General features: G+C 57.9%; 6 protein-coding genes and 1 pseudogene. 6 read left to right on the forward strand and 1 reads right to left on the reverse strand.

The window, feature by feature from the left end:
• From EP166_RS09405 to gcvA, 6 genes and pseudogenes are all read left to right on the forward strand, one after another.
• Positions 1 to 828: a carbohydrate ABC transporter permease gene (locus EP166_RS09405; RefSeq protein ID WP_127556560.1), complete on the forward strand. Its 828-nt coding sequence runs from the start codon at positions 1 to 3 to the stop codon at positions 826 to 828.
• Positions 829 to 993: 165 nt separating this feature from the next.
• Positions 994 to 3,765, forward strand: a pseudogene (gene uvrA, locus EP166_RS21725) (excinuclease ABC subunit UvrA); the annotation flags it as partial.
• A gap of 60 nt (positions 3,766 to 3,825) precedes the next feature.
• Positions 3,826 to 6,567 carry an excinuclease ABC subunit UvrA gene (uvrA, locus tag EP166_RS21730; RefSeq protein ID WP_425470040.1) on the forward strand — a complete coding sequence of 914 codons (2,742 nt, stop codon included), beginning with the start codon at positions 3,826 to 3,828 and terminating at the stop codon, positions 6,565 to 6,567.
• Between the two features lie 138 nt (positions 6,568 to 6,705).
• A complete protein-coding gene (locus tag EP166_RS09415) occupies positions 6,706 to 8,277 on the forward strand; it encodes a glycerol-3-phosphate dehydrogenase/oxidase (RefSeq protein WP_127556562.1) in 1,572 nt (523 codons plus the stop codon).
• A gap of 79 nt (positions 8,278 to 8,356) precedes the next feature.
• Positions 8,357 to 8,809 (forward strand): Fur family transcriptional regulator, encoded by a 453-nt coding sequence (locus EP166_RS09420; protein WP_127556563.1) that lies wholly within the window; start codon positions 8,357 to 8,359, stop codon positions 8,807 to 8,809.
• Positions 8,810 to 8,956: 147 nt separating this feature from the next.
• Positions 8,957 to 9,865 (forward strand): transcriptional regulator GcvA, encoded by a 909-nt coding sequence (gene gcvA, locus EP166_RS09425; protein ID WP_127556564.1) that lies wholly within the window; start codon positions 8,957 to 8,959, stop codon positions 9,863 to 9,865.
• 180 nt (positions 9,866 to 10,045) lie between these two features.
• On the opposite strand, the gene clpB is transcribed toward gcvA, so the two are convergent.
• On the reverse strand, positions 10,046 to 12,625 hold the full coding sequence (gene clpB, locus EP166_RS09430) for an ATP-dependent chaperone ClpB (RefSeq protein ID WP_127556565.1): 2,580 nt from the start codon (positions 12,623 to 12,625) through the stop codon (positions 10,046 to 10,048).
• Positions 12,626 to 12,676 lie beyond the last annotated feature (51 nt).

The following is a 12,676-nucleotide window of genomic DNA, read 5'->3' on the forward strand; positions in this document are numbered from 1 at the left end:
ATGATTGCGCCACGTAAACTAACGGTTTCAGTACTGGCCTACAGCGGTGCCCTGCTCTTTTTTGTCGTACCCTTTCTGTTTATTGGGTTGACGGCCGTCAAGTCTCGCCAACAGGCGTCTCTGCTAGACCTTTCCTGGCCCACTCAATGGCAACTCTGGGAAAACCTTACGGCGGTTATTGAAGCGCGGGATTACATGATGATTCAAGCGTTCATCAACAGCGCCATCATCACCGTCGCCAGTGTAACCCTGATCGTTGTATTTTCGGCCATGGTAGGTTTCGTGCTTAATCGTCGAAAAACCTCCTGGAACAAGATGATTGGCTTTCTGGTACTCAGCGGGCTGATGATACCACCTGCCATCGTGCCCACTATCTGGATGCTGCAGCAACTGGGTATTTTCAGAACATTACACAGCATGGTGCTGATCGAAGTGGCCTACAACATTTCCTTCGGCATCATCCTGTACCGGGCGTTTTTCTCGACCATACCGAGGGATCTTGATGAAGCAGCCATTATGGATGGCGCCGGGCCGCTGACGCTGTTTTTCAAAGTTATGATGCCATTACTAAAACCGGTGACAGTAACCTGCATAGTCGTCCAGTCAGTGGTGATTTTTAACGACTTTGTTCACCCCCTCTACTACCTGCCCGGAGATGACAACGTCACCATCCAGCTCACGCTGTATAACTTCCAGAGCATGTTTAATACAGCCTATAACCTGCTGTTTATGAACATACTGGTGATTACAGTTCCCATGCTGATCGTATTTTTGATTTTTAATCGTCAGATAGTGTCCGGTATGACGTCAGGTGCCATCAAAGGCTGACATCAATCGCATCAGTTTGTGATTGACCTTTGCGCCATGGCTCTCCGGCTGCCATGGCGCCTTTTTACGCTTTCGATCCACGAACATCCAACACCCCACCTTGGTCGTATCCGTTAGCTCCTTTATAGTGTGTTACCCCTTACCACAACCCGGATGCCAAACCCCATGCCCCACGACACCCTCCGCCTGCGCGGCGCGCGCCAGAACAACCTGAAAAACCTGGATCTGGACATTCCGCTGGGCGAACTGGTGGTCGTCACCGGGGTAAGTGGTTCAGGCAAGTCGACCCTGGCGTTCGACACCATCTACGCCGAGGGCCAGCGCCGCTACGTTGAAACCTTCTCAACCTATGCCCGTCAGTTTCTGGACCGGATGGATAAGCCCGCGGTCGATAGCATTGAGGGCATACCGCCAGCAATCGCTATCGAACAGAGCAACACGGTGCGAACCTCCCGCTCCACCGTGGGCACCATGACCGAGTTGAACGACTACCTGAAACTGCTGTTTGCCCGCCTGGCGCACCTGTATTGCCAGAGCTGTGGGCGGGAAGTGGTCAGCGATACGCCGCAAAGCATCGTGAGCGCTCTGTACCGGGATGGGTCTGCAGGGCAACGACTGATGGTGTGCATTCCACTGCACGTGCCAGAGCGGTTAAGCGATGACGAGGTATCGCAACTGCTGAACCAGCAGGGCTATGCCCGCATCCATCGGCGCGAGGGCGACCGGGTGGAAGTGGTACAGGACCGTTTGAAACTGACTGAAGATAACCGCAGCCGGCTGACCGAAGCCGTCGAAACGGCGTTGCGTTACGGCAAAGGCCATGTGCTGGTTTACCCGATGGACGATGCCCGGGAGACCGGTAAGCCTGAGCGCTTCTCCAGCCACCACCACTGCGCCCAGTGCGATATCGACTACCCGGAACCCAGCCCCAGCCAGTTTTCCTTCAACTCACCCATCGGCGCCTGCGACAGCTGCCGGGGGTTCGGCCGCATCATCGGTGTCGACTATGGCCTGGTGATCCCCGATGAGCGCAAGAGCCTGAAAGGCGGTGCTATCAAACCCATTCAGACGCCGGCTTACGAAGAAGTGCAGCGCGATCTGATGCGTTACGCCAAAAAAAGGGGCATTCCCATCGATACGCCCTGGGCCGAACTCGGTGACGACCACAAAGCCTGGGTAATAGAGGGCGAAGGCGACTGGGACCAGGGTGTGTGGTATGGCGTACAGGAATTTTTCAACTGGCTGGAGAGCAAAGCCTACAAGATGCACATTCGAGTGCTGCTCTCCAAATACCGTTCCTACACCTCCTGCCCCAGTTGCAACGGCGCACGTTTGAAGCCCGCTTCACTCTGGTGGCGGGTTGGCTCGTTGAAGGCCGCAGAGCAAGCATTGGCGGGCCAACCCCGTTTCGTTCCTGCTGGATCCAAGCTGAAGCACGATACGTTTCAGCACCTGCCTGGCCTCAACATCGCCGATATGATGCAACTGCCGCTGTCGCGTTGTGCCAACTTCTTTGAGCAACTGGCTAACACCGATACCGACGAACCGACGCAACTGCTGCTGACCGAGATTCGCTCGCGCCTGGGCTATCTGTGCGAAGTCGGTCTGGATTACCTGACGCTGGATCGTCAGTCCCGGACACTGAGCGGTGGCGAAGTACAGCGCATTAACCTGACTACGGCGCTCGGAACTTCCCTGGTCAACACCCTCTTCGTGCTGGACGAACCCAGCACCGGTCTGCACCCCCGTGATATTCAGCGTCTGGTCACGGTACTGCACCGGCTGCGCGATGCGGACAATTCATTGCTCGTGGTCGAGCATGACCCTCAGGTGATACTGGCTGCCGATCGCATTCTCGATATTGGCCCCGGGCCTGGAAAAGCGGGCGGTAACATCGAGTTCTTTGGCACGCCCAAGGCGCTGTTTCGGCGCAAGAACAACCTCACTGCGCGCTACCTGAATGGCACTGATCAGGTCAGCACCGCACCCGTTGCAACGAGTCAAACGACTGAATCCGCCATCGTCATTAACGGCGCACGCGAACATAACCTGAAAAACATCGATGTCCGCATTCCTCTCGGCCAATTGGTCTGCCTGACCGGCGTCAGCGGTTCCGGTAAATCCACGCTCATGCGCCAGATACTGTACCCGGCCATTCTCAAGCACCAGGGCGAGCAAACCGAAGCCCCGGGCGCACATGACAGCATCGACGGCCTGGAGCATATCAACCGGGTGGTGATGGTAGACCAAAGCCCCATCGGCAAAACCACCCGTTCAACACCGGCGACCTACGTTGGTGCCTTCGACACCATTCGCAAGCGTTTCGTCGCCACCCCTTTGGCCAAAGAACGCGGTTACACGCCGGGCACCTTCAGTTTCAACTCCGGCCAGGGACGCTGCCCCACCTGCCAAGGCAATGGTTTTGAGCATGTGGAAATGCAGTTCTTAAGCGACGTTTATTTGCGCTGCCCGGACTGCAATGGCAAACGCTTCCGCGACGAGATTCTGGAGGTCAAACTCCTGCCCGGTTCGACCGACACTGCACGCTCAAACGCCGTGTCGATTGCCGATGTGCTGGCGATGACCGTGGCCGAAGCGCTGGACTTTTTCAAAGACGAAACCGACATTCAGCGCAGCCTGCAACCCCTGGCCGATGTGGGCCTTAACTACCTGCAACTGGGCCAGGCCGTGCCTACCCTGAGTGGCGGCGAAGCCCAGCGTCTGAAGCTGGCCGGACACCTGGCAACTACCGGCACCAAGGGCAAGGAACGGGAGCACACGCTCTTCCTGTTCGATGAACCCACCACCGGCCTGCACTTTGCCGACATCGCCACGCTGATGGCGGCTTTCCGGCAGTTGCAGGCGGCGGGCCACTCCTTGTTAGTGATTGAACACAACCTGGATGTGATGCGCGCGTCGGACTGGCTCATCGACATCGGCCCCGAAGGTGGCGATGCCGGTGGCGACTTGCTAGTCACTGGCACCCCGGCCCAGGTGATGACCAGCAACACCGGCTACACCGCCCTGGCGTTGCAGGACTATGAATTGTCTCTGGCTCAAGGTGACAAGGGCGTTGCGGAAATCGCCGCCACCTATTCAGCTCGAGTGAAACAGTCGGCTGACAACACCATCCGCGTTCACCATGCCCGGGAACACAACCTGAAAAACATCGACGTGACTCTGCCACGCGATAAGCTGACCGTGATCTCCGGCGTCAGTGGCAGCGGCAAAAGCACCCTGGCGTTCGACCTGATCTTTGGCGAAGGCCAGCGCCGCTATCTGGAATCCCTGAATGCTTATGCGCGCCAGTTTGTGCAACCGGCATCACGCCCGGACGTGGACGCCATTTATGGGATTCCACCGGCTGTGGCCATCGAGCAACGCACCAGCCGCGGCGGGCGTAAAAGCACGCTGGGCACCCTGACTGAAATCTACCACTACCTGCGCCTGCTCTATGTGAAGCTCGGCACCCAGCATTGCCCGGATTGCGATGTTCCCATCGAACCGCAAACCCCAACCGCCATTCTGGCCCGCATCCAGAAAGACTTTCGCGACCAGGCCGTTACCTTGCTCGCACCCATGGTGGTTGCGCGCAAAGGCATTTACCGGGAGCTGGCGGAATGGGCGGCTGGGCGCGGCTATACCCAGTTGCGAGTAGATGGAACCTACCAACCAACGGACAACTGGCCACAACTGGACCGATACAAAGAACACGATATTGAACTGCCACTGCTAGAGATCACCGTAACACCCAAAAACGAACGCGCCCTGACGGAAGGGCTTGAGCAGGCTCTGAGCCTTGGCAACGGACTGGTGATCATTGCTCCGAACAAAGCCAGCAGGGCCAGCAAAAAGAATGATCGCCTGTTCTCCACCCAGCGCGCCTGTCCCAGCTGCGGCACCGGCTTTGATGAACTGGACCCGCGCCTGTTCTCCTACAACTCCAAGCACGGCTGGTGCACCACCTGTTTTGGCACCGGCAGCCTGATAAAAGGCTTCGACGAAGAGCAAAGCGGCGAAGAAAATACCTGGCAACCAGAAGACGACGCCCTTACCGAAAAAGCCTGCTCCAGTTGCGAGGGCCAACGCCTGAACCCCACCGCCCTGGCTGTGCGCTTTCGCGACCGCTCAATAGCCGACCTGGCCGCCTTGCCGGTAGATGCTGCAGAGCAATGGTTCGACAAACTGACGCTCAATACTAAAGAACAGGCCATTGCCCGCGATCTGCTCACGGAAATGCACAGCCGTTTGCAGTTCCTGCAAAAAGTTGGGTTGAACTACCTGAGCCTGGACCGCGCTGCGCCGACCTTAAGCGGCGGCGAAGCCCAGCGCATTCGTCTGGCCGCGCAGTTGGGCTCAAGCCTGCAGGGCGTTTGCTATGTTCTGGATGAACCCACCATCGGTCTGCACACCCGGGATAACCGCAAACTCATTGAAACGCTGCGTGAACTGCAGCAACAGGGCAACACCGTGGTCGTGGTCGAACACGATGAAGACACCATTCGCGAAGCTGACCACTTGATAGACATGGGGCCTCGCGCCGGCGTGAACGGCGGCGAAGTCGTCGCCCACGGCACGCTGAAACAAATCATGAGCAACAAACGGTCACTCACCGGTCAGATGCTCTCACAACCCTTGCGCCACCCCATGCCGGATTTGCGCAACGCCAGCATGCGTCAACTTTGGGAACCGGAAAGCCTGCACATCCATGGCGCCAAACAGAACAACCTGCGCGACATTGATGTCAGCGTTCCATTGCGTCAACTGGTCGCGGTCACCGGCGTTAGCGGCAGCGGAAAAAGCACCCTGATACGCGGTGTGCTCTACCCCAATCTGAAGCAGGCCATCGCCAACCAGACTAAAAAAAGCAAAGCCAAGCTCCGCTGGCAGGGCGCGGATAAGATAACAGGTTGGGAAAGCATCGACCGCATTCTGGAGGTCGACCAGACCCCTATCGGCAAAACACCCCGTTCCTGCCCGGCCACCTACATCGGCATTTGGGACAGCATTCGCAAACTCTTTGCCGGCACCGTCGATGCCCGCTTGCGCGGCTACACCCCGGCCCGTTTCTCATTCAATGCGGGCGACGGCCGCTGCGATGCCTGCGGCGGCCAGGGCGAACAGAAAATCGAAATGAACTTCCTGCCCGACGTACGCGTACCCTGCGACGTCTGCCATGGCTGGCGCTTCAACGATGAAACCCTCAGCGTCACCTACAAGGGCAAACACATCGGTGACGTACTGGCGATGAACATCGACGAAGCCGTCGACTTCTTCGCGCCCATCAGCAAAGTCCATCACGCACTGAGCCTGCTCCAGGATGTCGGACTCGGCTACCTGACCCTCGGCCAGCAAAGCCCAACCCTGAGCGGTGGCGAAGCCCAGCGCATCAAGCTGGTCGCCGAACTGGCCAAGGCCAACATGACCCCGGAAGACAACAAAGGCCGCCGTTCCCTGCACAACCTTTATGTGCTCGATGAGCCCACTGTGGGGCTGCATATGGCTGACGTGGACAAATTGCTGCGGGTGCTGCACCGGCTGGTCGATGCCGGCAACTCGGTGCTGGTGATCGAACACAACCTGGATGTGATTGCCGAAGCGGACTGGACCATCGATATGGGACCTGAGGGTGGACAGCATGGCGGGCGGGTTATTGCACAGGGCACGCCGGCGACCCTGACAAAGCGCAAACGGTCTTTCACGGGTCAGTACCTGAAAGAGGTTCTGAGTACACCGTAGCACGTGATCGGATTAATTCTTGGTGATGGGTGCTGACGCGCCCATTTGCCAAAACGAACATTAACGAAAATTATTTTGACATTTTCGAAAACAAATTTAGACTAACGCTCATCGATCACCCTCTTTCGTGGAGCGACCATGTCTGTGCCCAACCCTGCTGCAACCAACCAAGCCGCCAACGTTCAACCCTGGAACCGGGACGATCATCTGGACCGTCTGAGCGAGGCGGAAGTGGATGTACTGGTGATTGGCGGTGGCGCCAGTGGTGCCGGGGTTTTGCTGGATGCGCTCAGCCGCGGGTTGACGGCCGCACTGGTGGACCGCCAGGATTTTATGGCGGGTACCTCCAGTCGCTCCACCAAGCTGATCCACGGTGGGGTTCGTTATCTGGAACAAGCATTCAAAGGGCTCGATTACGGCAAGTATCAGCTGGTGCGAGAGGCACTGGCCGAACGCAAACGCATGCTGTCGATGGCACCGCACCTGGCCTGGCCACTGACGCTCATTACCCCGGTTAAAAGCCTGATTGGCCTGCCCTACTACCGGTTCGGCCTGGGTTTGTACGACGTGTTGTCTGGCTCACAGCGCCTGGGGAAATCACGCATTGAAAGCACCGCCGAGATGAAACGAGCCTGCCCCAGCCTCGACATCAAGCCCCTTAAAGGAGGCGTCAGTTACATGGACGGTCAGTTCGACGATGCGCGGTTTGGCATCGCCATGGTGCGTTCAGCTGTTGAACAGGGCGGTGCTGTTGCCAACCACGTCGAAGTAAACGAACTGCTCAAGCACGACGACGGCACCGTCGCTGGTGCACGTTGCACCGACCTGCTGGGCAAGCGGTCACTGACCATCCGCGCCAAAGCGGTGGTCAACTGCACTGGCCCCTGGACAGACACGCTGCGCCTGCAGGCCGACCCGGACGCCAAACCGCTGATGACCGTCTCCAGCGGCATTCACGTGGTGCTGAACAAGACCCTGCTGCCCGAAGGCCGCGGTATTCTGATTCCTGAGACTGACGATGGCCGGGTATTGTTCATGCTGCCCTGGCTGGGTAAAACACTGGTTGGCACCACCGACGATCCGGCCGAACTCAGCGACCGGCCCGAAGCGAGCCAGTCTGAAGTCGACTACATCATCAAGCACATCAACGAATGGCTCGACGAGCCCGTCAGCCACAGTGACATCAGCGCCACTTTCTCGGGTTTGCGGCCTTTGGTCTCCGACCCGGACGAAAGCTCCACCTCGGGGCTGACCCGCGATCACGTGGTTCTGCAAGACAACGGCCTGTTCAGCCTGACCGGCGGCAAATGGACCACCTGGCGTCGCATGGCCGAAGACTGCATGGACATCGTGGTTAAAACCAAAGGCCTGACCGCCAGGGCCTGTCAAACTCAGGAACTGCGTCTGCCAGGCGCCAATGGCGACAAAACCGCCGCCGAAGCCGCGTTAAAAGACCTGCCGGAAGACATCGCCGACTACTTGTGGCAAGCCTATGGCGACCGGGCTCACCTGGTGTTGGCAGAAGGCTCCCCCGAGCGGCTCGTGAGTGATGCGCCTTACATTGACGCGGAACTGGCTTGGGCGATGCGCTATGAAGGCGCCTGCAAGGCCGAGGATGTACTGTATCGGAGGCTCAGGGTTGGCATGCTCGACGAGCAGGCCAAAGACCAGATTGGTACCCGGTTGCAGCAACTGGTAAACGCCGCCTGAGTGCGACGCAAGGCGGTTTCTCATCGGCCCGGTGACGGGGTACACTATCTATCCGATGTAAACACCGTGACCCGTTACCATGCCTTCAACCCAGGCCATTCTCGAAAAAGCCAGCCAGCACTGCCAGCAGCGCGGTGAACGGCTGACGCCCAAGCGCAGCCGCATCCTCGAGCTGCTACTGGCCGCCGATGGCCCCAAATCGGCCTACGACCTGATCAGCGATCATGATCGCACCTATGGCGAAAGCCCGGCCGCCATGTCGGTCTACCGGATGCTGAATTTCCTGGTCGATGCGGGCCTCGCCCATCGCCTGGCCACCACCAACCAGTTCATGGCTTGTGCGCACATTGCCTGCGACCATGCGCACCGGGTACCGCAATTGCTCATCTGCGATCAGTGCCACCATGTTGTAGAAATTGGCCTGGGCTCCGACCTGATGAGCGAGTTGCAACACAGTGCCGACGCCAGTGGTTTTCGCATTGGGTCCACACCGCTTGAAATACACGGCCTGTGCAAGCGCTGCCAGCACTGAATATCAGCTCAGGGCGGCCTGAGACCCAGCGTTCAACTTGCAGTGAGCCCGAATTCCGACTATTGATTATGTAAAGATGGCTTTGTAAAGCCTGATCAGCAAACGCTGCCCTTCGTTTGTGGCGACTGTTCTAACTGGAGTATCACCATTAAACGCCTACCCCCGCTCAACAGCCTGAAAAGTTTTGAATCGGCCGCGCGCCTGGGCAGCTTTCAAAAGGCCAGTCAGGAACTGTTCGTGACGCCCTCTGCGGTCAGTCATCAGATCAAATCACTGGAGGAATTTCTGGAGGTAGAGCTGTTTATTCGCCAGACCCGGCGCATAGAGCTGACCTCAGCGGGAAAAGACTATCTGCGCACCGTTCAAAAAGCCCTGTCAGACATTGAACGCGCTACCCAGCGCCTGGTCTCGGCCCATGGCACGGGTGAACTCAATCTCTCGGTTGCCCCCGCCTTTTTGCACCGTTGGCTGCTACCCCGCATCAGCCGGTTTTACGACACCCACCCCAACATTGAACTGGAACTGTCGGCCTCAACCGGCCTGATCGATTTCGCGCACAGCGATACCGACATGGCGGTCTATTTTGGCGACGGCCAGTGGGACAATGTTGAATGCAGTTTCCTGAAGCGCTCGGCGTTAATTCCTGTCTGTACGCCCAGCTTATTGAACAACAAGCCCATTCACGTACCTGAAGACATCACCCGCCACACCCTGCTACACGTCAGCAAACGCCCCGATGAATGGCGCGCCTGGTTCGAAGCGGCCGGCACCGAGTACCGGGAAACCCGCAAGGGCATGTTTCTCTCCAGTGGTCTTTTAACAGCCCAGGCCGCAGCGAGAGGCCTGGGCGTCGCCCTGTCGGACATCAGTTTGATCAGCGAGGAAATCCAGTCCGGCGAGCTTGTCGCCCCGCTGGATATTCCGCTGGAACTGTCCAAATCCTTTTACCTGGTGTACCGCAAAAACCGGCCACTGACCCCGGCGATGAAAGCCTTTCAGGACTGGATCATGGCTGAGATGGCGATAGATGCGCTGAACCCGGGGGCTACTGAATAATTCAAACCTCCGAGTTTGGTTTAGCCTTGATGCCAGGGGTCCGTGTCAGGCACCGGGTAACCCTTTCTGGGGCCGGCACTAACCCATCCATGGGCCTAGACTTCCCCAGATAGGGTTACCCGGCACCTGACACTCAGTTCATTGGGAACTCTGACTCTTGAGTGTATTCATTGCTCACACTCAGTGCCCCACAGAAAACACGATCTCACCATCGCGCACTTCTGCCGCAATGGCATCGCCACTGCCAAAATCACCGCGCAACAGGGATTGCGCCAGACTGTTTTCCAGCTCCCGCTGAATCACCCGTTTGAGCGGGCGAGCGCCGTACACCGGGTCATATCCCGCAGCACAGATCTTGTCCATGGCTTCCTCGGTCAAGTGCAACTTCATGCCCTGCTCGGTCAGGCGTGCCCGCAATGCCGCCAGTTGAATGTCGGCAATGCCGCGCATCTGGTTGCGCTGCAGCGGGTGGAACACCACCACCTCATCGACCCGGTTAATGAACTCTGGCCGGAAATGCTGACCGACCACGTCCATCACCGATGACTTCATGGCCTCGTAATTCTCTTCACCCGCCAGCGTTTGAATGATGTCGCTGCCCAAGTTCGAGGTCATCACAATGACGGTGTTGCGGAAATCCACCGTGCGGCCCTGACCATCGGTCAGACGACCGTCGTCCAGCACTTGCAACAGGATGTTGAAGACATCGCCGTGGGCTTTTTCCACTTCATCGAGCAAGATCACCGAGTAAGGCCGGCGACGCACAGCTTCAGTCAGGTAACCGCCTTCTTCGTAGCCCACATACCCCGGAGGCGCCCCGATCAGGCGGGCAACGGAATGTTTCTCCATAAACTCCGACATGTCGATACGGACCATCGCCTCTTCGGTGTCGAACAGGAACTCGGCCAGCGCCTTACACAACTCGGTTTTACCCACACCGGTGGGGCCGAGGAACAGGAAAGACCCATTCGGCCGGTTTGGATCCGACAAGCCGGAGCGAGAACGGCGAATGGCGTTGGACACAGCTACCAGCGCTTCCTGCTGGCCAACTACCCGGCTGTGCAGGTTGTCTTCCATATGCAGCAGTTTCTCGCGCTCGCCTTCCAGCATCTTGTCGACCGGAATACCGGTCCAGCGGGATATCACGTTGGCGATGGTCTCGTCGGTGACTTTGTTGTGCAGCAACTGCATGTCCATCATTTCGGCCTGGCTGGCCATATCGAGCTGCTTTTCCAGCTCCGGAATTCGGCCGTACTGCAATTCGGACATGCGCGCCAGGTCACCGCTGCGGCGAGCCGTTTCCAGCTCGATGCGGGTCTGCTCCAGTTGTTCTTTAACATGCTGAGTGCCCTGCACGGCCGCTTTTTCGGTGTTCCAGATTTCTTCCAGATCCGCGTATTCACGCTCCAGTTGTTCAATGGTCTGCTCCAGCTGGTTCAGGGTTTTACGCGTCAGCTTGTCGTCGTCTTTTTTCAGCGCTTCCGCTTCGATCTTCAACTGAATCAACCGACGCTCCATCTTGTCCATGCTTTCCGGCTTGGAGTCGATTTCCATGCGAATGCGGCTGGCCGCTTCGTCGATCAGGTCGATGGCCTTATCAGGCAATTGTCGGTCGGTGATGTACCGCTGAGACAGGCGCGTAGCCGCAATGATTGCCGAGTCGGTAATGGTGACGCCGTGGTGAACCTCATACCGTTCTTTCAAGCCGCGAAGAATGGCAATGCTGTCTTCTTCATTGGGCTCGTTGACCTGTACTTTCTGGAAGCGCCGCTCCAGTGCACCGTCTTTTTCAATGTACTGGCGGTATTCGTTCAGCGTTGTGGCACCCACGCAGTGCAGTTCACCCCGGGCCAGCGCCGGCTTCAGCATATTGCCGGCATCCATGGCGCCTTCGCTCTTACCCGCGCCGACCATGGTGTGCAGCTCATCGATAAACAGAATGATCTGACCTTCCTGCTTCGACAGTTCGTTCAATACCGCTTTCAACCGTTCTTCGAATTCACCGCGGTATTTGGCACCGGCCAGTAATGAGCCAAGGTCCAGTGACAGCACGCGCTTGTCTTTCAGTGTTTCCGGCACTTCGCCGTTGACGATGCGCTGCGCCAGCCCTTCGACGATGGCGGTTTTACCCACACCTGGCTCACCGATCAACACCGGGTTGTTTTTGCGCCGGCGCTGCAGAACCTGAATGGTGCGGCGTATTTCGTCGTCGCGTCCGATCACTGGGTCCAGCTTTCCGGCTTCGGCCTGAGAGGTCAGGTCGACGGTGTATTTCTCCAGTGCCTGGCGGCTTTCTTCGGCTTCCTGGGTATTAACCGACTCGCCACCGCGCACCTGGTCGATGGCGGCTTCAAGTTTCTCGGCGGTCACACCCGCGTCGCGCAGAACCGAGGCAATGCGGCTACGATCCTGCGTCATCGCCAATATCACCAGCTCACTGGCGATGTATTGGTCCTGCCGCTTCTGAGCCAGCTTGTCGGCAAAGTTCATGACCCGGCCCAGGTCGTTGGACATATGGACTTCGCCATCGTGATTCTGAATTTGCGGTAGGCCGTCCAGGTAACTGGCGAGCCCGGCTTTTAACTGGGCTACATCAGCCCCGGCGTTACGCAACAGGGGGGCTATGGCCGAGCCTTTCTGGTCGAGCAATGCCACCAGCAAGTGCGCCGGTTCAATGAAGTTATGGTCTCTGCCCAGCGCAACGGACTGAGCATCGGAGAGTGCGACCTGCAATTTGCTGGTCAGGCGGTCGATACGCATGAGGTACCCTCAATAATCTGTTCAAGTTAGTAGGAAAATAGGGGCTAAGCG

It is taken from the genome of Saccharospirillum alexandrii (assembly GCF_004000275.1).
Classification (GTDB): Bacteria; Pseudomonadota; Gammaproteobacteria; order Pseudomonadales; family Natronospirillaceae; genus Saccharospirillum; species Saccharospirillum alexandrii.